This is a genomic window from Bacillus sp. FJAT-52991, from assembly GCF_037201805.1.
Lineage (GTDB): Bacteria > Bacillota > Bacilli > Bacillales > Domibacillaceae > Bacillus_CE > Bacillus_CE kandeliae.
Map to the genome: position 1 here is coordinate 2016829 of NZ_CP147404.1, position 26055 is coordinate 2042883.

At 40.1% G+C, this 26055-nt stretch carries 25 protein-coding genes; 4 read left to right on the forward strand and 21 right to left on the reverse strand.

The genetic code is table 11. The annotated features are described in order from the left end of the window. Window positions 1-166: 166 nt before the first annotated feature. Together WDJ61_RS10300 and WDJ61_RS10305 are read right to left on the reverse strand one after the other, a co-directional pair. A complete protein-coding gene (locus WDJ61_RS10300) occupies window positions 167-832 on the reverse strand; it encodes a DUF975 family protein (protein ID WP_338749377.1) in 666 nt (221 codons plus the stop codon). 95 nt (window positions 833-927) lie between these two features. Further along, the gene (locus WDJ61_RS10305; RefSeq protein ID WP_338749380.1) at window positions 928-1815 is read right to left on the reverse strand and encodes a hypothetical protein; all 888 of its coding nucleotides are present in this window, start codon (window positions 1813-1815) and stop codon (window positions 928-930) included. A 114-nt stretch (window positions 1816-1929) separates the two neighbouring features. On the opposite strand from WDJ61_RS10305, the gene WDJ61_RS10310 reads away from it, so the two are divergent. Then, the gene (locus tag WDJ61_RS10310) at window positions 1930-3042 is read left to right on the forward strand and encodes an FAD-binding oxidoreductase (RefSeq protein WP_338749382.1); all 1113 of its coding nucleotides are present in this window, start codon (window positions 1930-1932) and stop codon (window positions 3040-3042) included. 166 nt (window positions 3043-3208) lie between these two features. Here WDJ61_RS10310 and WDJ61_RS10315 read toward each other — a convergent pair whose 3' ends face one another. From WDJ61_RS10315 to WDJ61_RS10330, 4 genes are all read right to left on the reverse strand, one after another. Next, window positions 3209-3820, reverse strand: a complete 612-nt coding sequence (locus WDJ61_RS10315; protein WP_338749384.1) for a DedA family protein — start codon at window positions 3818-3820, stop codon at window positions 3209-3211. A gap of 151 nt (window positions 3821-3971) precedes the next feature. Beyond that, complete coding sequence (locus WDJ61_RS10320) at window positions 3972-4196, reverse strand: hypothetical protein (protein ID WP_338749387.1); 225 nt, start codon at window positions 4194-4196, stop codon at window positions 3972-3974. A 242-nt stretch (window positions 4197-4438) separates the two neighbouring features. Then, window positions 4439-5065 carry an FMN-dependent NADH-azoreductase gene (locus WDJ61_RS10325; RefSeq protein ID WP_338749389.1) on the reverse strand — a complete coding sequence of 209 codons (627 nt, stop codon included), beginning with the start codon at window positions 5063-5065 and terminating at the stop codon, window positions 4439-4441. Between the two features lie 71 nt (window positions 5066-5136). Then, window positions 5137-5721: a DUF3238 domain-containing protein gene (locus WDJ61_RS10330; protein ID WP_338749391.1), complete on the reverse strand. Its 585-nt coding sequence runs from the start codon at window positions 5719-5721 to the stop codon at window positions 5137-5139. Between the two features lie 128 nt (window positions 5722-5849). On the opposite strand from WDJ61_RS10330, the gene WDJ61_RS10335 reads away from it, so the two are divergent. Beyond that, entirely contained in the window at window positions 5850-6323 is a 474-nt protein-coding gene (locus WDJ61_RS10335) for a MarR family winged helix-turn-helix transcriptional regulator (RefSeq protein WP_338749393.1), read from the forward strand. 379 nt (window positions 6324-6702) lie between these two features. Here WDJ61_RS10335 and WDJ61_RS10340 read toward each other — a convergent pair whose 3' ends face one another. From WDJ61_RS10340 to WDJ61_RS10380, 9 genes are all read right to left on the reverse strand, one after another. Beyond that, on the reverse strand, window positions 6703-7776 hold the full coding sequence (locus WDJ61_RS10340; RefSeq protein ID WP_338749395.1) for a M42 family metallopeptidase: 1074 nt from the start codon (window positions 7774-7776) through the stop codon (window positions 6703-6705). A 122-nt stretch (window positions 7777-7898) separates the two neighbouring features. Beyond that, on the reverse strand, window positions 7899-8882 hold the full coding sequence (locus WDJ61_RS10345) for an ABC transporter ATP-binding protein (protein ID WP_338749397.1): 984 nt from the start codon (window positions 8880-8882) through the stop codon (window positions 7899-7901). Then, window positions 8857-9873, reverse strand: coding sequence for an ABC transporter ATP-binding protein (locus WDJ61_RS10350; RefSeq protein ID WP_338749399.1), 1017 nt, complete (start codon window positions 9871-9873; stop codon window positions 8857-8859). Before WDJ61_RS10350 ends, WDJ61_RS10345 begins: the two co-directional genes overlap by 26 nt. 57 nt (window positions 9874-9930) lie before the next feature. Beyond that, window positions 9931-11178, reverse strand: a complete 1248-nt coding sequence (locus WDJ61_RS10355) for a hypothetical protein (RefSeq protein ID WP_338749401.1) — start codon at window positions 11176-11178, stop codon at window positions 9931-9933. Then, complete coding sequence (locus WDJ61_RS10360; protein WP_338749403.1) at window positions 11169-12293, reverse strand: response regulator; 1125 nt, start codon at window positions 12291-12293, stop codon at window positions 11169-11171. The genes WDJ61_RS10355 and WDJ61_RS10360 overlap by 10 nt, the downstream gene beginning before the upstream one ends. Further along, on the reverse strand, window positions 12290-13108 hold the full coding sequence (locus WDJ61_RS10365; RefSeq protein WP_338749405.1) for a sensor histidine kinase: 819 nt from the start codon (window positions 13106-13108) through the stop codon (window positions 12290-12292). Before WDJ61_RS10365 ends, WDJ61_RS10360 begins: the two co-directional genes overlap by 4 nt. Window positions 13109-13131: 23 nt before the next feature. Next, a complete protein-coding gene (locus WDJ61_RS10370) occupies window positions 13132-14025 on the reverse strand; it encodes an ABC transporter permease (RefSeq protein ID WP_338749407.1) in 894 nt (297 codons plus the stop codon). 14 nt (window positions 14026-14039) lie between these two features. Then, the gene (locus tag WDJ61_RS10375; RefSeq protein ID WP_338749409.1) at window positions 14040-14978 is read right to left on the reverse strand and encodes an ABC transporter permease; all 939 of its coding nucleotides are present in this window, start codon (window positions 14976-14978) and stop codon (window positions 14040-14042) included. A gap of 73 nt (window positions 14979-15051) precedes the next feature. Then, entirely contained in the window at window positions 15052-16665 is a 1614-nt protein-coding gene (locus WDJ61_RS10380) for an ABC transporter substrate-binding protein (RefSeq protein ID WP_338749411.1), read from the reverse strand. Between the two features lie 164 nt (window positions 16666-16829). On the opposite strand from WDJ61_RS10380, the gene WDJ61_RS10385 reads away from it, so the two are divergent. Then, a complete protein-coding gene (locus WDJ61_RS10385; RefSeq protein ID WP_338754763.1) occupies window positions 16830-16928 on the forward strand; it encodes a hypothetical protein in 99 nt (32 codons plus the stop codon). A gap of 20 nt (window positions 16929-16948) precedes the next feature. Further along, on the forward strand, window positions 16949-17350 hold the full coding sequence (locus WDJ61_RS10390) for a hypothetical protein (RefSeq protein ID WP_338749413.1): 402 nt from the start codon (window positions 16949-16951) through the stop codon (window positions 17348-17350). A gap of 184 nt (window positions 17351-17534) precedes the next feature. Here the strand turns inward: WDJ61_RS10390 and WDJ61_RS10395 are convergent, their stop codons facing one another. From WDJ61_RS10395 to WDJ61_RS10420, 6 genes are all read right to left on the reverse strand, one after another. Continuing rightward, window positions 17535-19544, reverse strand: coding sequence for an ABC transporter ATP-binding protein (locus WDJ61_RS10395; protein ID WP_338749415.1), 2010 nt, complete (start codon window positions 19542-19544; stop codon window positions 17535-17537). A 15-nt stretch (window positions 19545-19559) separates the two neighbouring features. Then, complete coding sequence (locus WDJ61_RS10400; protein WP_338749417.1) at window positions 19560-21299, reverse strand: ABC transporter ATP-binding protein; 1740 nt, start codon at window positions 21297-21299, stop codon at window positions 19560-19562. 296 nt (window positions 21300-21595) lie between these two features. Further along, window positions 21596-22210, reverse strand: a complete 615-nt coding sequence (locus WDJ61_RS10405) for a dienelactone hydrolase family protein (protein ID WP_338749420.1) — start codon at window positions 22208-22210, stop codon at window positions 21596-21598. A 102-nt stretch (window positions 22211-22312) separates the two neighbouring features. Next, window positions 22313-22720, reverse strand: coding sequence for a DUF3139 domain-containing protein (locus WDJ61_RS10410; protein ID WP_338749422.1), 408 nt, complete (start codon window positions 22718-22720; stop codon window positions 22313-22315). A 127-nt stretch (window positions 22721-22847) separates the two neighbouring features. After that, window positions 22848-24467 (reverse strand): long-chain fatty acid--CoA ligase, encoded by a 1620-nt coding sequence (locus tag WDJ61_RS10415; RefSeq protein ID WP_338749424.1) that lies wholly within the window; start codon window positions 24465-24467, stop codon window positions 22848-22850. 21 nt (window positions 24468-24488) lie between these two features. After that, a complete protein-coding gene (locus tag WDJ61_RS10420) occupies window positions 24489-26048 on the reverse strand; it encodes a fatty acid--CoA ligase (RefSeq protein WP_338749426.1) in 1560 nt (519 codons plus the stop codon). Window positions 26049-26055 lie beyond the last annotated feature (7 nt).

Here is a 26055-nt window from a genome sequence, read left to right on the forward strand (position 1 = left end):
ACTTAATAAATACCTATTTGAAAGCTTGATACTATACTAGTTTACTTATTATTATTTCGACAATATTCTCCGAAGTCATTTGACCAGTAATAGAATTCAAAGGTCTACAGGAAAAACAAGCAAAAATCAAAAAGACTGCCTCTATAGAGACAGCCTTTTCGTCACTTTACATTTCATGACCTTGAGTAGCAATATGCCTATTATAAAAAGTAGCTAGCGATGCTTGCATATACGGCATTAACCATAAATACCCAATACCTAGTGTGAATAGGGAAAGAAACGCCCAGCCAATAAAGCTTAAATACAGCACAAAGTACTTCCACTTATAGCCTTTCATACGACGCTTACTTTCTGAGATCGCTTCAAGGGCGGATAATTCGGGCTGATCTTTTAGAATAAAAAACGTTTGTGAATAAGAAAAGCTTTTAATAATCCCAGGAATAATCAGCAATAAAAACCATAAAAATACGAAAATCCCAATCAATATAGAGACACCAATCATTTTAAAAGCTGTACCAATGCTGGCATAAATAGAAAATACGTCTCCAACACTTTGACGCTTTCCGCGAACTAAATGTAAAAAGAACCAATATACCGAAACAGAAAAAGGGATCATAGCAAAACTAATAAGTAAACTGAAAAGGGAAGAGGACGAAGATGGTTCTGTTTGATTCACCCAATTCTCGAATCCGCCGCTGGCAGCGATCTCAAACATGATTGGGACGATCCCTGCAAAGAACACCAGGATCAACGTAAGTAAAACCGCTATCCCCCAATTTCCTGCTAAGGCGTCTCTCGCTTCTTTCTTAATACTTGAAATACGAACAGTCATTGTTTTTCCTCCTTTCTTTTGATGGTTAAAGTGTAACATAAATATCTTTTTTAGAAATTATTTTTTTAATTAGATGAAACATTCCTTCCAAATATTTACATTATTTGTCGTAAAGGGACAAATATCTGCCTGTTCCACCCCAATACATTATTGATATATCCGAGTCGATCAGCATTATATTGACCAGCTATATTTTGAAAAGTGACCAGTTCATACGTTCCATCTCGATCGAAATCGGTTGGATAAATTCCAGCCAATGGCGAGACAAAGCCTTGAATCGGTTTTTTTAACGTCCCATCAGAATGATAAATAGCCGCTAAATACTCTGGCTCTTTGTCTTTTAAACTGAGCGTATAGCGTTTTTTCGAATAGGAACTTTCAACCTCTACAACATATTGATTCTGATAATTGACCTCATATTGATGACTGTTATTAAATACGTCCGAATCGAAAATCGCTTCCATTTTTCCTTGTCTAAATGAATAGACATACGCATAAATGATGCCACCGCTCCCTCCTGAATCGATCACGATCAACACATCATCGACCCTATCGCCCGTGAAATCTCCGAGAAAAATAGTCGGACCGTACCCTGAGCCTTCCTTCAAGGGGATCGTTTCAACCGACTGATTGTGGTATTGAACAACGAGTGTAATATGTTGAACATAAGGACTATCCTCTTGTTTCGTGCCGATCAAATAGACCGTGTCCACCCGCCCATCTCCCGTGACATCCCCTCGCTTAACATCGAGCACACGGCGAGCTCGATCGAACCATTCATATTGCTCCCCACGCTTTCGGAAATAAAAAGGTTGTTGTTGCTTAATCACTAACAAATACTCCTCTCCCTGCTCTTGATAAGCAACGAGCCATTCTTTTTCCTGATCGCCATCTACATCCACTTCGACAATCGCTGGCTGATTCGGCTGAACTTCCACAATACGGGCGTTTTGCGGCAAAAATGACTGCACTTGTTTATTCATTTCTCACCCCCTTATTCCAATTTATGCAAACGGCAAGTCCAACAATTCTTATATTGTATGTAAAAAACGAAAACTGCTATGATGAAACAGAGAATGAAAAAAAGGATGTCAGCAATGAAAACATATTGTGTAATTGGAGCAGGAATTTTAGGGGCTTCCACCGCTTATCATCTCGCTAAGGCAGGGGCTCAAGTGACGATCATCGACCGAAAAGACGAGGGCCAAGCAACGGCCGCCGCAGCGGGTATTATTTGTCCTTGGCTGTCACAGCGACGAAATAAAGCGTGGTACCGACTCGCTAAAGGAGGAGCCCGTTATTACCCTGAGCTCATTGCGGAGCTTGAACAGTTAGGCGAAACGAACACAGGCTATGCCAAAGTGGGTGCCTTAAGCCTGCATGAAGACGAAGAAAAATTAATGAAAATGAAAGAACGCGCCTTAAAGCGGCGAGAAGAGGCGCCAGAAATCGGAGAAGTGACGATCTTAAGTCCAGCTGAAGCAAAGGCTTTATTTCCGCCGCTTCGTGATGGCTATGGAGCCGTTCATGTAAGCGGAGCTGCTCGTGTCGACGGTCGAGCGCTTCGTGAGGCCTTACTAGCAGCGGCAAAAAAGTTAGGTGCCATCTTCATCGAGGGCGACGCGCAATGGCTGGAAGACACACCAAATAACCGCAAAATAAAAGTCAATGATCAAGTCCTTTCTTTTGATCAAATCATTATGACAGCAGGAGCTTGGGCGAAATCATTGCTAGCGTCACTAGGCGTACAAGCAAATGTCGAACCACAAAAAGCACAAATCGTTCATTTTATGCTGCCGAACGTAACGACAAATGAATGGCCTGTCATCATGCCTCCGAACGATCAATATATTTTAGCGTTTGATGATCGCATTGTCGCCGGGGCGACGCATGAAAATGATGTCGGCTTCGATACGCGTGTGACGGCGAGCGGGATGCATGAAGTGCTGGATAAAGCGCTGCATGTTGCCCCTGGCTTGGCGGATGGTACAATCATTGAAACGAGAGTCGGTTTTCGACCGTTTACTCCTGGATTCTTGCCGGTATTCGGCCCGCTTCCTGGACATGAAGGCTTACTCTTTGCCAATGGTTTAGGTGCATCTGGCTTGACGATGGGACCCTATATCGGAGCCGAGCTTGCCAAGCTTGCCTTAGGAAAAGAAACCGACATACCACTTGAGGATTATGCTGTCACTAGTGCGATGAACTAAAGTGAAAAGGGGGTATCCCAAAAGTCTGCGTCGCAAACTTTTGGGACGATACTTCTTATTTGAAAATGCCATTAAATTAGGTTTTTTGCACCTGTCGCTTCGCTTTCGGTGCAGAAAAAAGAGCCGTCTCAACTACTTATGAGACGGCTCCTTTTTAACTACTACATTATTGATTAGATCTTCTTTTTTTAATATACCAATACACGACATAGATAGCGATCAGTCCAATGAATACGTAGATCACATTCGAGTAAATCTCCATGTAGTAAAGGATGACATCCCATGATTGTCCCAATTTCGCCCCGCCATAAACAAGCAGCGTGTTCCAAATAAGTGTACCAATCGTTGTTAACAATAGAAATAACCATATCTTCATATTGGACATCCCAGCCGGAACTGAAATTAAACTGCGTATGATCGGAACCATGCGGCAAAAAAAGACGGTCCAATACCCTTTCTGATCAAACCAGTCATCCGCTTTTGTCACATCTTCTTTTTTAATTTTTAATATATGTCCCCATTTATCAATGATGTGCATTATTTTTTCAACATCGACGAGTAAGCCAATCCCATACAAAATCAGCGCCCCTAAAACAGAGCCTGCCGTTGCCGCTAAGATGACACCGCCTACTGTTAATGACGTGGTTGTCGTCATAAAGCCTCCAAATGGCAAAATTAACTCAGAAGGAATCGGGGGAAACACATTCTCTAAACACATAAGCAAAAAAATACCGATATAACCAAATTGTTCTACTACTTGTTCAATCCACTGTTGCATTATTAGCCTCCACCAAAATAGTTACTTAATTGATATGTATATTTAAAATAAACTTCAATATTCTTCATATTTTATAATACTTATTAAAATGATTCCACTATGAAAGAAAACAAAAAGAAAAAACACCTGCTGCAATGCAAGTGCTTTAAGTTCACTCACTCACTTTCACAAATCCCCACAAGTCTTCGATCGGACAGATTCCATGGCGCCTCAAGTCTTTAAATGCATAAAAGGCATAGTCTTTCCACGAATGCAAATCTACTTTGATCTCGATTTGTTCATCTTCTTTCCAAACAAACAGGCAATTCTCATTTAATAGATTCAACAACTCCACACTAGTCTTTACTTCTGAAACTACGTGCGATGCATCTGTCATTCTCTTTCCCTCCCTATTTTTCACCCTCCTTTAATTTCTCCTTATTATACATGTTTTCCTTCTTAAATATACATATTTTTTGAATATTTAAACAAATAGACGTTCCATTGCAATGTAATCCTTCTTTCTATCGTTTAATAAGATAAAAATCTTCTTACTGTCCAAAAGTAGCAGAATAAACGAATTAAAAAAACAGTACCACCGCTATAAAAGTGTTGGTACTGCTTTGGTGTTTTTGCTAATTAGAATGTACTTGCTGCTTTAACAGCCTTTTCAAGCCCTGCGGCAATAATTTCTTCTGCTTGATCAGGGAATTGGTTGTGACCTTCAATTATTACTTTCTCTAGATCTTTTACACCGAAGAAAGCCATCATACTCGCTACATATTTAACAGCCATCTCCATTTCGGCTTTTGGTCCTTCAGAATATACACCGCCACTTGCGTTTAATAATGCAATTTTCTTATCGCCAATAAGACCTACTGGACCTTCTGGCGTATATTTAAATGTTTTGCCTGCACGGTTTAAATAATCAATATATGTATGTAGTACAGCTGGGATCGTTAAATTCCATAACGGGAAACCAAACACAACTTTATCAGCTACAAGAAATTGGTCTAAATATTTATCCGCAACAGCTACTGCTTTTGCTTCCTTTTCTGTTAAATCAAGTCCTCTACCAGCCTTAAATGTGCCGTTAATCATATCTGCTCCTACATACGGCAATTCTTCATTGTGTAAATCAAGCTCTACCACTGTATCATTTGGATGCGATTCTTTATAGCTTGCTAAAAACGCCTCATATAATTTCACACTAACCGCCTGATCGGCTGGACGATTGTTTGCTTTTACAAATAAAACTGTTGTCATTCTCTTTTCCTCCTGTTGCTCACTCTTACGTTGTTATAAATTTACTCAATAAAAAGGACGTTATATTATCTTTACAATATCTTTTTAAAGCTATACTCCATTTCTCCAGCCATTGCTTCAGGTGTATCACCCGTTTCTCTGAAATCATGTGTATAAATTTGTTCAAACGGACCAAAATCTACTTGCTTATAAAATTCAAAACAAGGAAACCCATCATGTGCACCTTGAATATCAACAGTACCATCTTTTTTGACATGTACAGTTAATAGGTAGTCAACGGGAGGTGCATATACATTTAATGGATTGCTAGCACTTGCACTCATTTGAAACTTGACATCATCAGAATTCCAGACAATATTCGTGCACAAAATATGGTCTGTACTAGCTTTTCCTTTTCTTTTATTCACGGAACCATCTGGAGTTGTGACTCTTTCTGTTGTGATACCAGTATTCGCATATGTGAAAATTTCTTTTTTATAAAAATCTACAGCTACTTCTTGTTCAATTCTGGAACGCATAGCGTTTACAGCATAAGGTGTAAATTCACGTGAGTCACCTTCGAATTGGATTACGTTTCCTGTTTGACTATCCTTCCTGGGTTCAGTCCAAGACATTGGAATAAATACACTTGCTCTAATCTTAACAATGTGAATCATATAGAACCTCCATAGTCTATTTTTGATAACAAAAACAATATAGTCAACTTGATTGACCATATTGCGTATAGTACAATGAAATTCAAATAAAGTCAACCTAATTGACTTTATTTAAGGAGGCTTTATATATGAATCATCAAGTATTTAGTGAATTGGACCTTACATCACTTTTATCATTATCCTTTAGTGCATCAATTAATGAACTGCATGACAAATTGAGTGAATTAGGGTTTGAAGATATTAGACCTGCACATGGTTTTATGTTTAAACGTATCACCCCTGATGGAGCAACAGGCATAGAACTAGCCGAGTATTTAGGAATTACAAAGCAAGCTGTAAGTAAAATGGTGGACTATCTTGAGAAACGTGGTTATGTCATGCGCCAAACTCATCCCACTGATAAAAGAGGAAAGATTATAGTTTTGACTGAACGTGGTTGGTTAGTAATGAAAGCAAAAGAGGAGATACTAACTGAGATAGAACAGCGCTGGATAGACAACATAGGTACTGAACGAATGCAAATGCTCAAAGAAGATTTAACAAAATTAGTTTATGAGGAAAATGAAGGTAAATCATCATCGAAGTTAAGGTCTGTTTGGTAAATATAAGGTCTATAAAGATGATTAACCGTAGACACTTTTCTGTCAAATGCGCACAAAATTTTCATTATGGGGGCCTGCCTCATATACATAGTTTTCAAATACTTTACCTGGCCAAAAACCGAGAAAAATATATGGAAAATGGGTAAGGAATGCTTTTTTATAAACGGTTAAACTTTATTTCAAAGTAAGCGTCAAATATTCCCCACCCACAATTTGTAAATAACCCATGAGATAATCTCCTTACATACTACATAGGGAAAAAACCGACACTAACTCTCTTAGTATCGGTTTTATTTTTAAACAACTATATGATCCATATACTAAGCAAGACTATCCCTTAGTAAGTTCCCACTGACTTATGAAACAGCCGTTTTCCTAATCATAATTTTTCCTGTAAGGAGTCAATAAATGCCACAACTAGCTGTACGGAATATTCCAAGTCATCCATATGAACACATCCGGTCGCTGAATGGATGTTACGGGATGGAAAAGAGATACAACTAGCTAAAGCTCCGTTGCCTGCTATACTCATGGCCCATGCATCTGTTCCGCCATTCAGAACAACTTCTCGCTGATAAGGAATATTATTTTTTTCTGCTGTCTGAATTAATTTTCGTGTTAACTTCTTTGGCACGTTATTTCCGTGTCCACTATCTGGCGTCCAGTCGTATAACATGAGGGCTGGTCCTTCACCAAGAGTAATGGCAATATCTTTTTCAGTTAAAGCAGGTGTTCCTCCAGAAAGACAAACATCAAGAGCAAGGCCAATATCAGGCTGAATTCTGTTTGAGATCGGAACGGAGCCGCGGATGCCCATTTCTTCCTGCACAGTTCCCACTGCATAAATCGTTGGAACGATATTTTTATCTGCTAGGCGTTTCATTGCTTCAACCATCACTGCACAGGCTGCACGGTTATCGACTGATTTTCCCGTGAAAATTTTACTGTCGTTTAGAAATTGCCCCGTTCTTTGAAAAGTCAAGTAATCACCGATCTGCACGCCGAGCGCCAATGTTTCTTCTTTACTTGTTGTTCCGACATCAATATATAACTCTTCAATCGGAATGGCGAGCTTTGCTTCTTCAGGTGTCACAATGTGTGCTGGCTTGCCTCCGGTTATGCCTGTGACGGGACCTTTTTCTGTGTAAATTGTTAGCACTTGGTTGAAAGCCGTTCTGCAGTCATGATAACCAACTGGTAAAATATAAACGAAACCTTCAGCATCAATATTGTGGACAATATATCCAATTTCATCCATGTGAGCAGCAAGCATAATCTTAAAATCTGGATTGCTTCCTTTTTTGATAAATACTTGGTTTCCTAGTGCATCCTCAAAATGTTCGTCTGTCACTGGTTTTAAATGATCCTGAAGGGCTTGTGCAACGCGTTCTTCATCCCCTGCCACACCATGAATGGCATCAAATTCTACTAAAAGTTCTCTTAATGAATTCATGTAATCTCCCCATTTGTTTTTTTTATATTAAATGTCTTATTCTCCGCTTGATTGTCATTCTGTGCCGGTAACGCCAACAATAGCTATCTAAATATATCTGTCAAATAGACGGGAGTTGCACTCTATTTTTCGTTACTAATATATAAATGGCACGCTGCAAAATGTCCTGGCTTTACTTCTTGAAAAGTAGGCGCTTCTTCTATACATAGAGCAAAGCATTGAGGGCATCTAGAAGCAAAACGACAGCCCATCGGCGGATCTATAGGACTTGGAATATCTCCTTCTAGTGTGATTCGTTCCTTCTTTTCTTTTGGATGATTGATTGGGATTGATTGAATTAATGCTTTCGTATAAGGGTGCAAAGGTTCAGCATATAAGTCTTCTACTTTAGCCATTTCTACTATTTGTCCTAGATACATGACTCCGACTCGATCACTGATATGTTCCACAACACTTAAGTCATGAGCTACAAAAAGTATTGTCAAACCTAGTTCCTCTCGTAATGAAACAAGTAAATTTAAAATTTGGGCTTGTACAGAAACGTCTAGGGCAGAAACTGGCTCATCAGCAAAAATAAACTTAGGATTCACAGCTAATGCTCTCGCAACCACAATACGCTGTAGTTGTCCACCGCTGAACTCATGCGGATAACGATCCATAGTATCTCTCGGTAAACCGACTTGTTCGAGCAACTCTATAATTCTGACTTTCGCTTGATTTCCTGTTGCGATCTTGTGCACCTTTAAAACTTCCTCAAGCGTTTGTCGGATTGTTAGTCTTGGATTTAAAGAAGAATATGGATTTTGGAAAATCATTTGCATTTCTTGTCTCAATTGTAAAAGTTCTTTGCCTTTTAGATTAGTAATATCCTTCCCCATAAACTGCATGTTGCCACTAGTAATCTCTTCAATCTTTAAAATACATCTGCCTGTCGTTGACTTACCGCATCCACTTTCGCCGACAAGTCCGAATATTTCTCCTTCCTGTATGGTGAAGGAAAGATCATCTACAGCTTTGAGTAGCTGTGTATGCTTGCCAAGGAAATTTGTTTTTCCAGCTGGGAAGTATTTTTTTAAACCTTCAACTTGTAATAAGGTTGTTGTCAAGATGCTCATCTCCTTCTTTTACTGCCGCTTCAGCTACATGGCATGCTGCCCAATGGGAGGGAACCATTTGTTTCAATGCTGGTTTTTCTGTCAGGCATTTTTCTATTTTGACAGTGCAACGGGGGGCAAAAGGGCATCCGTTGATTTCCTTAGATAAGTCAGGCGGTGATCCTTCAATGGATTTGAGCGTTTTCTCCCTATAGCCAAGCTTAGGTCTAGAATCCATCAATGCTTTTGTATAAGGATGTAATGGCTGTTCAAAAATATTCTCCACACTTGTGCTTTCAACGATTTCACCTGCATACATGACCGATACTTTGTCACAAATTTCGGCCACAACGCCCAAATCATGAGTGATCATCAGAATGGCCATTCCGTATTGCTGTTGAAGCTCTTTCATTAGCCGTAAAATTTGCGCTTGTATCGTTACATCTAGCGCGGTTGTCGGCTCATCAGCAATAAGTAATTTTGGCTTGCATGCCAATGAAATGGCAATCATCAGCCGTTGTAGCATCCCTCCGCTGAATTCGTGGGGATACTGATGATAACGTTTTTCCGGAGAAGGGATGGAAATCTGAGTCATGAGGCTAATTGCTTCTTTTTGCGCCTGCTGCTTTGTCATTCCTTTATGAAAACGAAGCACTTCCGCAATTTGGGAACCCACTTTAAGCAAAGGGTTCAAAGAGGTCATGGGGTCCTGAAAGATCATGGCTACTGAATTGCCTCTGATTTTCTGCATGTGTTTTTCCGTTTGTTTTGCTAGATCGATGTTTTCAAGAATCATTTCACCTGATACAATTTTTCCGTTTTGGCTTTCAACAAGCCTCATGATGGATTTAGCCGTCACACTTTTACCACTGCCGCTTTCGCCTACAATTCCCATTGTCTCTCCTGATTTGATGGAGAAATTCACAAAACGAACTGCATGGGCAATCCCCCGCTCTGTTTGAAATTGAGTAGATAAATTTTTTACTGTGAGCAAATCACTCATTTACATATTCCTCCCTAATAGAAAAGCGAAAGGAGTTACCTTGATCAACTTTTCCATTTACTTGTTGCGCCCGCTACATATGAAGGACAGGCAAGCAGATGTTAAGGCATTAAATAAGATTCCTTTTTCCCAGCCAAAGTAAAGTATTCCGTAGATTCCTACCCCTACACTAACCAAAATAATGAAAACAGTGACCCATGTGGCGGAGCAGTCTGTTTTCCTTAAATATATAGCTGGAATCATCGCGCTCCAAACAAACGAAGCGAAGATCATGACGTCAAGAATTGTCAACTTCGGTAGCAAAGTGACGATCACCGTAGCCAGTGCTAACAATGCTATTTTCACGAATAGATCTTTTGAAGCAAAGGTTTTGTCTACGAGATTATGGGCTAATGCCGAGAATAAAATGACCAGTAAAGTTGCAATTAAAAGAAAAATCCCTAGCTGACCACCAAATTGGAGGACGATTTGAAGACTTACTTCATCGTGGGATGCCGGCCATACGGCGGATGCCTTAGCCACAAAAGCTAAAGTCCCCATGGAAAGTGGGACAAAGAACCATACGAAAGATGAAATTGTAAAAGCGAGTGATCTTTTCGTTTGTTTAATATTTGTAAATACCCTCCACATGTTTTGATTCAATAAGTTATGAGCCATAAATCGAATGAATAATACTCCCCCTAAAAACCAACCAGATGGATCAGTCAAAATAAGCATTTCTGTTGCTAAAAAATGAACACCAGAATAGATGGTCGGCACACTCACTTTTAAATAAACAAAAGTAGGTAGAAGGACAGTAGCAATCAATGACAACATACTGATGATGAGAGATCGAATGTAAAGATTCTTACTTTTTGCTAAAAGAATAAATTGATAAAAGACGACTAGTAATCCGGCTAATACCAATATATTTGCATTGTAGAAAAGCTTTAGAACGAGTTTTGCAGCCAATAGACTTACAACAAAATTTTCAAGATGATAAAGAAGTAAAAACGGCTTTAATACTTTTCCTATATGGTCTGGCGCGTGGGATACTGCTCTTTTTTTTAACAGAAAGTACAGACAGAACAAACTGCATACTCCAGCTAAGCAGTAACTAATTAGACCACTCACGCCGTGCTCATATGACACTTGGGTTGAAACAAGAAAGGTTGTCAGCCCAATCCACTGACTGACTAGGATCACTATTCCTTTCCCCAACCCAATAGTACAGTCCATGCCAGGATTGTTTCTATCAAACTGACAAGCCCCAAGTAATAACAAAATTAAGATAAAAATAAGGAAAATTTGCAATGTTATAAACATGTTTGCTTGCCATGCTCCTGCTTTAAACGGAATTGACTTGGGGAAACTCCCTCAAGCTTCCGAAAAGTTGAAGAAAAGTAATCTGGGCTACTGAAACCTACTTGGTCAGATATGAATTGGATGGACAGCTCTTTATTTTCTAACAATCCCTTTGCTTGTTTTATTCTGATTTTCGTTAAGGCATCAACGAACGTAATTCCAAGCTGATTCTTGAATATTCTGCTTAAGTGTGAAGCACTGATGTGGACCGTTTGTGCTAATTGATTTAAAGTTACTGGGCTAGCATATTTCTGTGATAAAAAAAGGAGGCATTGCTGAATCACCGCTTCATCCTTATTCAGCGTAGCTTGCATAGCACTATCATATGATCGCTTCAGTAAATCTGGGCTTTCAACAATCTCACCTACGCCAAAAAGCCATTCTGATTCTTGATATTTTTCAGTAAGTTCTAGTTTTAGAGAAGAAAGTCTCTCTTTCATCATGTGAATTTCACCTTCACACCATTCCGTCAAATAGATCCAATGTCCATTTACGGGGTGGGGAACAGCCAAGGTGTTTTGTAAAGTTCGACATATTTCACTATCCCACAGCGCTTTGTTAGAAGGTTGGTTACAATTGAACTTAATTGTTGTTACTACATTCGGTTGTATATGCAGATGTGCACCGAAGAGTAGCTTTAGTGATGCTTCTCCTCTTGACCAATTTTCGACTACTGTTTGCAACAACAACTGATGTTCTTCAAGTTCTGCTTCGATTTCCTTTTTTAATCTTTTCACTGCACTCATCAACTCTTCAGGTATGACAGGTTTTAAAATGTAGACAGATGCTCCGAAGGCAATGGCCTCTTGTGCATAGTGAAATTCCCCATGAGCAGAAATGAGTATCACCTTCACATGTGACCACTCCGCCTTAATCCTTTTTAGCGTTTCTAATCCATTCCAGCCAGGCATTCGAATATCCAGACATATAATATCCATCGCTTCATTTTTTAACATATTATAAGCTTCATAACCATTTGCTGCTGTAAACACATCAAGCAGAGGGTCAAGTAAGTGAAGAATACTTTCAATGTTTAAAAGTTCCAATGGTTCATCGTCTACTATGAGAACTTTCATATAGACCCTCCTTCACGTATGCTAATTTCTTGAGAACTTTGCAAAAATGGGATCGTAATGATACTGATTGTACCGTTCCCGCTCCTCTTAATTGATAGCTCGCTTTCTTTACCAAATTGTTCTTTTAAGCGAGCATGGACATTTCTAAGACCAATGTTGGTTTCGCTATTTGAACTAAGGTTTTCTGTCTTCCATTGCTCAAACTCACTAATTATATCGTCATTGACTCCTGTTCCATCATCTCTTATCTCTAATAGAAGCCCTTCGTTTTTGCTTGAGGCAGATATAACAATCGTCCCACCATCCACGGAAGGCTCTATTCCATGAATACAGGCATTTTCAATTAATGGCTGGATAACAAGCATAGGTATTTTTATCTCAAGCAGCTCTTTAGGAATATGGATCTCCCATTCGAGCCTACTTCCGAAACGAAGCTTTTGAATAGATAAATATTGTTCGGCGTACTTTATCTCTTCTTTTAAAGAAACAAGTGAGGCTTTTTTATCTAGGTGGTAGCGAAGCAATGATGACAAAGAATAAATCGCTTGTTCAGCCTCTTTATTTTTTCCTAAACGAATTAACGTTGTAATCGTATTCAATGTGTTAAAAAGAAAGTGAGGCTGAATTTGAGCGGATAAGTGAAGCAGCTTTGATTCATTCAGCAGTACTTCAAGATCCGCTCTTTTTTTCTCGATTTTTAAAAAATCAACTTCTTTTTCTGTTATTAAAATCATGACAATGACAGTCAAACTTATCATTCCGCCAACAATGCCCAAAATGATTAATGTTGTGAATAGATTAAGAGAAAGCAACATACATCCTCCGGTTATCCATTAGATTAACTTGCTTTTCGCTGTTTAGGATCAAGCTGACTTTGCAAACCGTCGCCAAACAAATTAAACGCGATCACTGTGATCATAATAGAAAAACCTGCGGCTAAAGCTGCGTTTGGAGCAACGAGCAAGTACTCCCTTCCTTCTGCTAGCATATACCCCCAGTCTGCTGTCGGCGGTTGTACACCTAGACCTAGGAAACTTAATGCCGCTAAATCGATGATGGCATAGGCAAAATCGATGGCAACTTGGACAATGATCGGTGATAAGCAATTAGGTAAAATATGCCGGAAGATGATTCGCGTATGGGAATATCCTAAAGCCTTAGCAGCATCAATGTAGGCTTGTTCTTTTTCTACGAGTGTCACAGAGCGAACTAGTCTGGCAACCATTGGAACATACACGATACCGAGCGCAATTACAGCATTTTCAAAGCCTCTTCCAAATGTGGCAACGATAATAAACGCAAGTAAGATTGTTGGAAAAGCGAGAAGCACGTCCCACACACGGTTTATAAGATTATCAATTTTACCTCCAAAATATCCGGAGATAAGACCTAGTGGAACACCGATGACAACCGATAGCAATACGACAAACACCGCTCCAAGCAAGGTTGTTCTCGTTCCATAGATAATCCTACTTAAAATGTCTCTGCCTTGCATATCAGTTCCCAACCAATGTACAGAGGAAACAGGCTCTAAAGATTTGCTCAAGTCTTGCATATTAGGATCGTATGGAGAAATCAGCGGAGCAAACAGCGAAATAAGTATAATCATAATAATAATTATTCCAGATATTACTGACAATTTATTTTTAAAAAAAGGTGACCTCCATATACTTTTCTTTTTCTCTGATGGAGCTGTAGGAAATTGTACGGGTGGCTGATTTTGGAGTTCCATCATATGCCTCCTTTCTACTTATAACGGATTCTAGGATCAATAATGGCATAAAGAACATCAACGATCAGATTGATTAATAGGAATACGACCACCATAAAAAGCATTGTTCCCTGCACGACTGGGTAATCACTGGTTTGGACACCGTTGATAATTAGACTACCTAATCCTCCAAGGCCGAATGTGTACTCAACAAGTACTGTTCCTACAATCAGGACACCAATTTGTATGCCAGTCACAGTGACAAGCGGTATAAGTGCATTTTTTAATGCATGTTTAAAAATGATTACATTTTGTGGTAGCCCTTTCGCCATAGCCGTTTGTATATAGTTTGTGTTCATTACTTCAATCATGCCGCTTCTTGTAATTCTAGAGTTCAAAGCAATCATATTAAAACTCAATGCTAGAGAGGGAAGAAACAAATGAATCAAATTCTCTTTAAATCCGTTCCCAGCTCCGAAAGCAGGTAGCCAGTCCAAATGATAGGAAAAGAAGAGTACCATTAAAATACCAGTGAAGAACACAGGTGAGGATACTCCAACAAAAGCAAATAAAGTGGCTAAATGGTCTATCCAAGTGTTTTTCTTAATCGCAGATAGTATTCCAAGCGGTATGGCTATGAGCAACGTAATGACCATACTCATGACTATTAATTGGAATGTGAGCGGCAAGCGTTCTACGATCATATTAGTCACAGATTGCTTCATTTTGAAACTTTCTCCAAGATCTCCTGTAGCTACATTTTTTAACCAAATTGCATATTGTTCAATAATCGGTTTATTCAAATGATATTTTTCTCGTATATTATCCAGGACTTCGGGTGACGTTTGGTGTCCACCTGCCATAATGATGGCGGGATCCCCTGGTACCAGTCTTGACATGGAGAAAATAAATATAGATACAACGAATAATATGGGAATTAGTAAGAGAAGTCTTCTGACAATATAACTAGCCATAGCTACACCTCCTTTAATGAAATTCCTCTTTATTAAATGAATATTTAAGAAAGAGGAATCGGCTCATTTATCATTAGTTCAGCTTAATATCTTTCAAAATATCATCCCAATACCATAATGGGGTAATATGATAGCCTTCCACGTTATTAGTCATGGCCATCATTTGTTTTTGATGGCTCAGTGTAATCCATGGTGAGTCCTCTGCAATAATCTTCTGTGCTTGTATCATTAGTTCAGCTCGCTTGTCATTGTCAGTCAGTTTGTTTTGTTCCTCAAGCAGTTTATCAACTTCCTTATTTTTATAATTTGCGTAATTGGCACCGCCATCAGCTGTATTAGCGGAGTGGAATAACGGGCTTAAGTTTCCGGAAGGATCCGGAAAATCTGACCCCCAATTTTGTACAACAATGTCATAATCTCTAGCACCACCAAATGTGCGAGTCATCAATTCCTCTCCAGTCAGCTTTTCAACCGCTAAATCAATGCCAAGTGGCTTGACCGCAGCTTGTAAGGCTAAGGCAGAATTCATACGGAGACTGTCTCCATCAGTTGAAATTGTCGCTTTGAAGCCGTTTGGCACGCTAGATTCTGCTAATAATTTTTTCGCTTTTTTCATGTCATAAGAATAGTCAGGAAGTTCCTTCTTTGCTGCTTCCCACTTATCTTTAGAAAATGTCCACATGACTGGTGGTACAGTTGACCCTACAGCAGGGATACCCGCATCTTTCACAATCTGTTTTAAAATTTTATCTTTATCAAGTGCATAGTTCATTGCCTGTCTTACTTTTGGATCATCAAATGGTTTTTTTTGTGTATTAAACTCAATACCATCTATTAAATATGAATCTGATGTGTCTAATCTTACATTCTCCATATCTTCTATTTTCTCGATTAGATCAAGTGGAAGTTCTGTGGCAATGTTTAATTGCCCTGTTTTTAGACCAGTAATTCTTGTTGTGCCTTCTGGAATTACTTTAAAGACTGCCTTATCCACATATGGACCGCCTTCTTTGTTCCAGTAATTTTCATTTTTCTCCAGTACAATTTCTGATCCTGTTTGCCAGCTGACGAACTTAAAGGATCCGGTACCTAGTAATCCGCCTTCCGGTTTGCCGAAGTTTTCTTTATGTTCTTCAAAGTACTTCTTGGAAATTATATGCCCAGCACTTGTTGCAGGTACATATTGCCACAAAGCATCTGGCTCTGATAATGTGACTTTGATTGTCCAGTTGCCCTCTTGTTCAATCTTTTCTACATTTTCATACATCCAGCCTACATAGGAGGCTGTTGCAGGATCTTGAATTCTCTTCATTGAAAAAATAACATCTTCCATTGTCATTGGACTTCCGTCTGAGAATTTCACATCATCACGAATATGATAAATATAGGTTTTCTCATCGGGATTCTCCCATTCTTTTGCAAGATTAGGAACAACGCCTCCCTTTCCATCAAATTTAAGTAGCCCTTCTGTAATCGAGTTAACGACGGGTCCTGTCGAAAAATCGTAAGAAAAAGCAGGGTCAATAGCAACAGCGTCTTGTGCTATTCCGATAGTGATCGTTCCTCCATCTTCGCTCCCTTTTCCACCACTTTCTGAGCTGACATCTTTTTTGCTAGAACACCCTGCAAATATGAATAGTATGAAAGCGCTTAACAAAACGAGTGCTACACTTCCTTTTCTCTGCATCTTTTTTCCTCCTCACACTCTAATTTGTTTATATTATACAGAATATTCTAAAAATAATATTTTAAAATCTTATCAATATTTCTTTGATTTTTTATCAATTTGATAAAAAATCAAAGAAATATCATGCAGCTGCAAAGGGAAAGGATAAAATCGTATATGATGAAGTGGTCAGGTTATTAGTTGCTGGTGAAAGCGTGATGAATATTCATAGACAAAAAGGTCTTTCCAGAAACACCATTTACAATATAGAAAAACTAGCTTGAATGGGAAAGGAAGGAAAAGTGTGTCCTCAAATACAATTTTTTTTATCGTACTTATTCTAATTATTTTTATGCTAAGGAAACATATTAAATTTAGAACAGTTATTAAATGGGGCTATACTTATAAACATTTTGGTAAAACGTTAAACGTTACCTATAAAAGGTTTACCGGCTTGGATAATTATAATTTTATTTTCAGAAAGGGAAATATCGTTACGATCTCATATGATGTAAAAGTGGAGGAAGGAGAGCTAACCTTAGAATGGACTGACCGCAAGAAAATAATCTGGCAAGAAACATTTAAAGAAGACAGCCAGGGTACTTTTACTACCCTGGCAGACCATCGCCTGCATTGTATCCAGCTTGAAGGAAAGAATACTAAAGGTGGATGCCATATAGAATTCACAGAAAAGGGTAATGAATAACGGATTTTCTGCCATAAACTTATCCTTATTACTATGAAGATGTTAGAAATGTGCGAGGAAGGATTACAAAAATGATCAAGCTTTTTTATAAAAGAAGGATGGAATTAAATATATTAATAGCGTGTTTTCATCAAACTTTTTTCAAAACACGCTCTTTCTTTTTGTTCGTTTATCAAGATGACAACTAATTAACTTTCGATCCTTGTTGAAGTTGATACATTTGATAATAGCGACCTTGTTGTTGCATCAGCTCCTCATGGTTGCCCCTTTCAACAATTTCTCCTTTATCTAAAACGAGGATTTGGTCAGCATTTCTGATAGTGGATAGTCGATGAGCGATGATAAATGTCGTCCGTCCTTTTTTAAGAACTTCCATTGCTTCTTGAATGATCGCCTCTGTTTCGGTGTCAATCGAGGAAGTAGCTTCATCTAAAATAAGGATCGCAGGATCAAAGGCGAGTGCTCTAGCAAAAGAGACCAGCTGCCTTTGTCCGGATGACAACGTGCTTCCTTTTTCAATCACGGGTTCATCATAGCCGTTTTCTAAATGCTGAAACACCTTTTCCGCTCCCACTGCTCGCAACGCTGCTTCCACTGTTTCTCTAGAAATGCGTTCGTCTTGTAAGCTCACATTCGAAGCAATCGTGCCGCTGAAAAGATACGGATCTTGCAGGACGATGCCCATATGCTCTCTGACTGTTTGATGCGGAATCGTTTGAATCTCTTTTCCATCAATGAGAATCTCCCCTTTGTTAGCGTCGTAAAAACGAAAGAGCAAATTCATAATCGAGCTTTTTCCTGAACCGGTATGGCCCACGAGCGCCACCGTTTCCCCTCGTTTCGCTTCAAAAGAAATATTCTTTAACACATACTCGTCTTCCTTATAGCCAAAATAAACGGAACGAAAGCGGACGTCGCCACGATAACGCTCCATTCGCTCGTCATGAACAGGGATGCCTGGTTCATCTAACAGTTGAAAGACGCGCTCACCCGCAACCAGTGCTTGCTCTAAATTGGCGAGCTGATTGACAATGTCAGTGACTGGTTCAAATAGACGGTTAATATAATCGACGAACGCATACAGCACCCCGAGAGAAACAATCGAACCGACTCCGATCGAGCCGCCACCGAAGTACCAAATAAAAGCAACAAATACTAGATTTTTAAGCACATCCACGAGATTATATGAAGTGAGGGCGTTTAAATTCAGCATTTTCTTTTGAAACGTAAAATGAGCCTCGTTTAGCTGATCAAATTGTTCAGTCGTTTCCTTTTCTCGGCGAAAAGCTTGAATAATCGTCATCCCTTGAATGCTTTCATTGATCATCGCATTGATCTCACTTAATTTTGAGCGAATCCCATGATTGTAAGTCGAAGCAAACGTATGATAAAGCCACATCCATACACCTAAAATTGGCAGTAACAGTAAACAAATCGAAGCGAGCTTGGCATCTAAAATAAATAGCGCCATAAAGATGCCTGAAATATAGATCGTGCTTTTGATAAACGTAGCCAGCACCGTCACATATAGCTCACGAATCGCTTCCGTATCGTTCGTGACATGAGAGACGACTTTTCCCGCCGGTAATTGATCAAAATATTTAATCGGCAATCGTTGAATGTGAGCAAATACATCCGTTCGCATCCTTTGAATAATTCGATTAGCCGCCTTCTCCAAATAATACGACTCTCCGTATTGAAAGATCGCACTGATCACTAACAATCCAAAGTATCCCGCAAGCAGCATGATGATTTTCGGGATTTCAGGTTGGTAAAAAGAGATCATCTCCTTAGCGGAAATAACGCTCGCTTCATACGTTTTCACTCGATCCTCTTTTTTGATCGTCAACTGCCCGTCTTGATACGTCCGTACCCCATCGAAGGCGATCGGTCCGGGAACAAATACGAATGAACGATCCACTTGCAAAATGCGAACCTCTTTCCCCTTTTGTTCATTTTCATCAAAATAGTCGCTTCTTTTATACCATTTTCCTTTAAAAGAAACGGCATCCTTCCCTTCAACCGTTTCATACCATTTAGACTCGATCCCTAAAATATGGTCATCAATCACCTTTTTGGCCACAAACGGTCCAGCTAATTCAGTCCCTACCGCAATCGTCAGCATCACTAATGCGATGATAATCATTTTTTTATATAGCAAGGCATATCGCCAAAGTCGTTGACTCACACTCATCTGAACAACACCTCCTTAGTCGATCTCTTGAAGCTGCTGGCGTTCATATTGCTCTTTGTACCAGCCTTCTGTTTGTATCAGTTCGTCGTGAATGCCCGCTTGAACGACACGCCCATTCTCGAATACCACGATCCAATCCGCATGTTGAACCGCTGATAGCCGATGAGAGGCGATGAGCGTTGTTTTCTTCTTGCGCTCTGATCGAATATTTCCAATGATTTGCGCTTCTGTCTTCGCGTCAACGGCGGAAAGCGAATCATCCAGAATTAAAATATCAGGATTTTTGATCAAGGCTCTCGCAATCGAAATCCGCTGCTTTTGTCCTCCTGAAAGTGCCACTCCTTTTTCACCGACTAACGTATGTAATCCATCAGGAAAAGTAGCAAGGTCCTTGCGCAAAGAAGCGAGATCAATCGCTTTCTCAAGCTCTGCCTCCGTCGCCTCAGGCTGACCGAATAAAATATTTTCGCGGACCGTTCGGGAAAACAGCACATGATCTTGTGGGACATAGCCGATCCAGTGAAGGATTTGCTCCTTTGTTTGTTCTTGAATGTCGACATCACCAATGGTGAGATGACCTTCTGGATGTGGGTATTGCCGCAATAATTGTTTAATGAACGTCGTTTTTCCACTGCCAGTTTTCCCTACAATCCCTAACGTCTCCCCTTTTTTCAACTGAACGGTGACCTTCTCTAAATTATTCACTTGCGAGGAAGGATACTGAAAGCTCACTGCATCGAATTGGATGGAAGATGGATCATGAACAACAATCGGCTGTCCGGGATCGACAACATCTTCCTTGTAGTGAAGCGTTTCCTGTACCCGATCTAAGGAGGCATTTCCCCTTTGCATCATGTTCATCAGCTCACCGAAGGCAAACATTGGCCAAATGAGCATCCCTAAATACACATTAAAGCTAACGAGTTCACCCAGTGTCACCTCTTGATGAAACACTAAATACGCCCCATAGCCAAGTCCAATTAAATAACTTAACCCAACAAAAATTTTAATGGTCGGCTCAAACAGGGCATCTATTTTGGCAACATCGATATTTTTTTGATACACATCATTCGTCATCTGCTGAAAGCGCTGCTCGTCCGCTCTCTCTTGCACATACGCCCGAATGACACGGACACCTCCAACCGTTTCCAGTACTCGGTCGTTCATATCTCCAAAGGCATCCTGTGCTTCTGTAAAACGCTGATGAATCTTTTCCCCATACATTGTCATCAATAGCGCCATGATAGGCAGCGGCAAAACAGCTGCTAGCGTTAATTTCCAACTAATCGAAACGCTCATCGTGAATAAAATGAGCAACATATAGATCGTGGAATCGACCAACGTTAAAACCCCGAACCCTGTCGTATCCGATACCGCCTTTAAATCATTGGTCGCACGCGCCATCAAATCGCCTGTGCGGTTTCGTTCATAAAAGGTCGGTGTCATTTTCATGAAATGAGTCATTAAATTCAACCGCAGCTTTCTCTCTAAAATAAACGCACCGCCAAACAGCAAATGCATCCAAACGTACGTCAATCCATAAGACAAAGCCGTCGTACCTAGTAAAATCGATATATACTTCCAAAGCGCGGTGCTCGTTAACGTCGCCATATGAATGTCATCAATCACCAGCCCAACGATTTTAGGTGGAATGATGACAAGCACACTTGCGATGATCAAAAATACAACCGCTACCGTATAGCGCCATCGATACTCTTTAAAAAACCAACTAAGCTTTCGTAAAACGCTAAACACAAACTCTCCCCCTTTTTGAAACAAGTAGCTAAAAACAAAAAAACGTACTGCGCAATGACAGTACGTCTCCAAAAGACAACAAAGGCACAGGGCTTCACTTTCCCTGCGCTCATAGTCCAATCTTTATGTAATCAAAATAGGCAGGCTAAGTGATGAATATGAAAAAATCGAACATTACTCGTTAATCGAATCATCAGTAGCCCCTCCTTTTTTAGCATTTAATGAGCTCCCTCAGGTTACCATTTCATGGAGATGTAGTCAAATATTTAACATTTATTTGACTATTGAATAAATGCTCACTGCTGTTTCATCACATAATTGATCCATCTTAATGACTCTTCAAAAGCTTGTTTGTCCGTTTCCTGGCGATAGTGAATGGAGTTTGGATTTGAAAACCCATGCTCTGCTTCACATACTTGCGTGTTTACCATCGGCTTCGTCGCAAGCTGATCGACTAGGTCGTTCACATGGAATGATTTTTCTTTAGAAAATAATAAATAGACAGGGATTTTAGGAGAAATATGTAAATATTCTCGAATTCTTGATCCATAATATCCGATCACAGCATCTGCTACATGATCATGTTCACTGCAAAGCCAAGCAGTCGTCGCTCCAACACTGTATCCCCATATAACAATCGTTTCATATTGGTCTCTTAATGAATGAGCTAATTCTAGAGCTTGTTGCACCGCGTTTTCAAAGCCAACCTGCTCAATAAAATATTGATAAGCCGCTTGCTGCTCTGTTTCTAGAAAACTGTCTCGATGCAATAGATTAGGCGCATACACATCATATCCCTGCCCCGTGAGTAAATTGGCGGTCGCGATCATATGCTCATTTACCCCATATATTTCATGCAGCAAAATCACTGCCTTGTTTGAACCATTCATTTGCGTATATATACTGACCACTCCTCCAAAGTTTGTTTGTAATATAACTCAGGATTTTCTCCTTCTATAAAGTTATTCTACATTAACGAGCCGTAAGACACCTCTACTGAGTACAGCCTCACTTTATCTCTTTTCCGATTTTATGATATTGCCTTCCTTATCGAAATACACATCTATTAATGGATATTTCGCCTCTTTGTTCACTAAATCTAAGCTCATGTTGTTATACATAGCCCATACTCTTACTTCATTGGATGATTTTATATATTCATACTCATATGTGATATCAGGATCATCATGAAAGTAAATGGATTTAAACCAGCATGCATTTTTGCTGTCATATACATCTACCATCACTTTTCCATTATTTAATGTCGCCCCTTGAAACTCAATGACTTTTTCAATTCGCTCATCCGCTAGCTTTTTATAATGAGCAAAATATAGTTTTTTCCCTATACTGCCGACTGTAATAATCAAAGCTATAAAAAATAGGGTTATGATCGCCTTTTTCATTTTCGATGTTCTCTTCATTCACACTTCTCCCTAATAACCTTTGTTTAATTTAGTGTAATTTTACACTAAATTAAACAAAATTCCAAGAAAATTTAACCAACACTGAAAAAACCCGCCTATTAAGATAGGCGGATTCGATCTTTTATTAGTTTTGTTTCATAAAATAATCTTCTAATTGGGCGCGCAACTCTCGCTTTAAAAACTTGCCGACAGATGTTTTCGGAATTTCCTTCATAAAGATGATATCATCCGGCAGCCACCATTTCGCAAATTGAGGCGATAAATAATCCATCAATTCTTGCTTCATCGTCTCTTCATCAAAGCCATCCTTTAATACGATACAGGCGACTGGTCTTTCTTGCCACTCCGGATGAGGAACGGCCACCACACTCGCTTCAAAAACAGCCTCATGCCCCATTAATGCATTTTCTAAATCAACGGAGGAAATCCATTCGCCGCCGCTTTTAATTAAATCTTTTGTGCGATCCACGAGCTTAATGACACCTTCTTCATCGACCGTTGCGACATCACCTGTATAGAGCCAGCCATCTTGAAACGCTTGTTCCGTGCGGTCATCGCGGTAATATTCATCCGCAATCCACGGACCACGAATGAGCAGTTCCCCCATATCTGCACCGTCCCAATTGACTTCTCCTTGATCATTGATCACTTTCATTTCTAGACCTGGAACGATCATTCCTTGCTTAGCACGCTGATCCAACTTCTCTTCTTCTGAAAGGTCCGACTGATAGCTTTTTAACCGCGCTACTGTTGCTAGTGGACTTGTCTCGGTCATTCCAAAAGCGTGAAGGAAAGGAACTTTGAATTTCGTTTCAAAGGCGTGGATGATTCCTCTTGGGGCGGCCGATCCACCGCAAAGAACCGCTCGTAAGCTCGATGTGTTATAGTTTCCTGTTTCTAGCTCTTTTAATAGCCCGAGCCAGATCGTCGGTACACCGGCTGTGATCGTGACGCCTTCCTCAGCAATCAGCTCCGCAAGAACTTTAGGCGTAAATCGTGGTCCCGGCAGTACTTGAGTAGAGCCAAACCAAGTGTTAGCAAATGGCATCCCCCATGCATTCACATGAAACATCGGAACGACCGGCATCGCTACGTCTGATTCAGAAAGAGCTGTGGTATCTGCTAATCCGAGGGCATAGCTATGTAACACAATGCCTCGATGAGAGTAAATTACCCCTTTTGGATTACCTGTTGTCGCCGATGTATAACACATGCCCGCCAGATCATTTTCATCAATATCTGTCATAAACGCTTCTTGAGGATTTCCTTCGGCCAGCAATTGTTCATATGAGTAGGCAGGTTGGAGAGTCGTTTTTGGTAGTTCTGCTTGATCCGTCATAATAATAAATGCTTTAACCGTCGGGATTTGATCGGCAATTTTTTCAACGAGTGGAACGAGATCTTCATCAATAAACAACACTTGATCTTCCGCATGATTAATAATGTAGACGATATGCTCAGGAGAAAGACGAATATTGATCGTATGAAGCACCGCATGCATCCCCGGAATGGCAAAATACGTTTCTAAATGGCGATGATGATTCCAAGCCATTGTACCTGCACGCTCACCTGTTTGAAGACCTAGCTTTTTTATTGCGCTCATTAAGCGGCGTGTTCGCTCCCCAATTTCTTTATATGTGAAGCGCTGAATGCCAGAGTGTGTTCTCGACACCACCGTTTTCTTCGGAAAATATTTTTCGGCACGCTCTAATAAAGACCCAACAGTTAATGGTACATTCATCATTTGGACGTATCCCCTTTGTTTTTATTTTTTCGCCTTTTCTTCTAGCTTTTGGCGCAAAATAAATTTCTGGATTTTCCCGCTAGCGTTTCTAGGTAGCTGATCGACGAAAATATACGCTCGCGGCCGCTTATAATCGGCTAATTTCGGACTGTTTTTACATAGCTCCTCTAGCTCTTGGGCCGTTACTGTCTCCTCTTTCTTGACGACAAAAGCGATGACCTTCTCTCCCCATGTTTCGTCAGGTTCGCCAATGACAGCGGCATCTAATACGCCATCATGTTCAAATAACACATCCTCTACTTCCCGTGGATAAATATTTTCGCCGCCACTAATAATCATGTCATCGACGCGATCCGCAATCCATAAATACCCTTCTCGATCGAAATAACCGATGTCTCCTGAATGGTACCATCCTTGATCAAGTGCATGTTCAGTCGCTTCGGGTCGGTTAAAATAACCGGTCATCATACTTGGACCGCGAACAATAATTTCTCCTGGTTCAAAAGGAACCGCCACATCATTCGGATCGGATGGTTGACCTTCTCTTGTTCTGACAATGCGAACCTCATGATTGATCAATGGACACCCCGCTGAACCAGCTTTTGTAATTTGATCCGCTTCCATTAAAACGGCAATGGCTGGCCCCATTTCCGTCATGCCGTATGCTTGGACAAATTGTACACCGAGCTTCTCTTGGCACGCACGAACTAAAGCAGGGGCCATTGGAGCCGCGCCATATAATCCGAGCGTTAAAGAGGATGTATCATATAGGCTTAAATCTTCTTGTAAAAGCATATTCCACATCGTTGGAGCCGCAAAAAATTTCGTGATATGTTCTTGTTCAATGAGCGAAAGCACTTGTTTCGCGTTGAACTGATGAAGAATAACATTGCTTCCACCTGCATGAATACGTGGCAAAAAGGCACAATGCAGTTCGGCACAGTGAAACATTGGCGCTGTGACAAGGCCACGGTCTTCGTTGGACAGCTTCGTCGCATGAATCAGCGCCTGCGATTGTTCAATCATATCTCGATGCCTATGCATTACCCCTTTAGGGCGGCCGGTCGTCCCGCTCGTATACATGATTGCATACAAATCATTTTCATTAACCTCTGCTTCAGGTTTTTGCGTTGACTCATGTTGGATTTTCTCTTGATAACTCGCTGCATAGCTTGGCGTATCCTCATCTGTGTACCAAAACGCAGTCTGAGGAAATCGCTGTTCAATTGCGGTGATCTGATCTTTTAATGCGCGTTCAAACAGGACAATTTTTGGTTTGGCATCATTTAAAATATAAGCCGTTTCCTCTGCCATCAGCCGAAAATTAATCGGATTAAACACGGCCCCAATTTTACAGCAGGCAAAGTAAGTCGTTGCTAACTCTTCTCGATTAAATAAATAGGTAGAAACAATGTCTCCTTTATGAACTCCTTCTTTACGAAAGGCATTCGCAAGCTTATTTACTTCTTCATCCCATTCTCGATACGTATAGCGATTGCCACTTCGAGCGTCATACAGCGCTTCTTTATCAGCATATTGGTGAACCGTCAATTCAAACACATCCGCAATCGTTACATACATGTTTTTT

Coding starts and splice junctions, on each gene's coding strand:
- WDJ61_RS10320 (WP_338749387.1), bottom strand. CDS start 4,196: ATGACAGATGCATCGCACGTAGTTTCAGAAGTAAAGACTAGTGTGGAG.
- WDJ61_RS10340 (WP_338749395.1), bottom strand. CDS start 7,776: ATGAATTCATTAAGAGAACTTTTAGTAGAATTTGATGCCATTCATGGT.
- WDJ61_RS10380 (WP_338749411.1), bottom strand. CDS start 16,665: ATGCAGAGAAAAGGAAGTGTAGCACTCGTTTTGTTAAGCGCTTTCATA.
- WDJ61_RS10330 (WP_338749391.1), bottom strand. CDS start 5,721: ATGATTCACATTGTTAAGATTAGAGCAAGTGTATTTATTCCAATGTCT.
- WDJ61_RS10315 (WP_338749384.1), bottom strand. CDS start 3,820: ATGCAACAGTGGATTGAACAAGTAGTAGAACAATTTGGTTATATCGGT.
- WDJ61_RS10300 (WP_338749377.1), bottom strand. CDS start 832: ATGACTGTTCGTATTTCAAGTATTAAGAAAGAAGCGAGAGACGCCTTA.
- WDJ61_RS10410 (WP_338749422.1), bottom strand. CDS start 22,720: ATGAAGAGAACATCGAAAATGAAAAAGGCGATCATAACCCTATTTTTT.
- WDJ61_RS10350 (WP_338749399.1), bottom strand. CDS start 9,873: ATGAGTGATTTGCTCACAGTAAAAAATTTATCTACTCAATTTCAAACA.
- WDJ61_RS10355 (WP_338749401.1), bottom strand. CDS start 11,178: ATGTTTATAACATTGCAAATTTTCCTTATTTTTATCTTAATTTTGTTA.
- WDJ61_RS10375 (WP_338749409.1), bottom strand. CDS start 14,978: ATGGCTAGTTATATTGTCAGAAGACTTCTCTTACTAATTCCCATATTA.
- WDJ61_RS10415 (WP_338749424.1), bottom strand. CDS start 24,467: ATGATGAATGTACCATTAACTGTTGGGTCTTTATTAGAGCGTGCCGAA.
- WDJ61_RS10370 (WP_338749407.1), bottom strand. CDS start 14,025: ATGGAACTCCAAAATCAGCCACCCGTACAATTTCCTACAGCTCCATCA.
- WDJ61_RS10305 (WP_338749380.1), bottom strand. CDS start 1,815: ATGAATAAACAAGTGCAGTCATTTTTGCCGCAAAACGCCCGTATTGTG.
- WDJ61_RS10395 (WP_338749415.1), bottom strand. CDS start 19,544: ATGAGTGTGAGTCAACGACTTTGGCGATATGCCTTGCTATATAAAAAA.
- WDJ61_RS10365 (WP_338749405.1), bottom strand. CDS start 13,108: ATGTTGCTTTCTCTTAATCTATTCACAACATTAATCATTTTGGGCATT.
- WDJ61_RS10360 (WP_338749403.1), bottom strand. CDS start 12,293: ATGAAAGTTCTCATAGTAGACGATGAACCATTGGAACTTTTAAACATT.
- WDJ61_RS10325 (WP_338749389.1), bottom strand. CDS start 5,065: ATGACAACAGTTTTATTTGTAAAAGCAAACAATCGTCCAGCCGATCAG.
- WDJ61_RS10420 (WP_338749426.1), bottom strand. CDS start 26,048: ATGTATGTAACGATTGCGGATGTGTTTGAATTGACGGTTCACCAATAT.
- WDJ61_RS10310 (WP_338749382.1), top strand. CDS start 1,930: ATGAAAACATATTGTGTAATTGGAGCAGGAATTTTAGGGGCTTCCACC.
- WDJ61_RS10335 (WP_338749393.1), top strand. CDS start 5,850: ATGAATCATCAAGTATTTAGTGAATTGGACCTTACATCACTTTTATCA.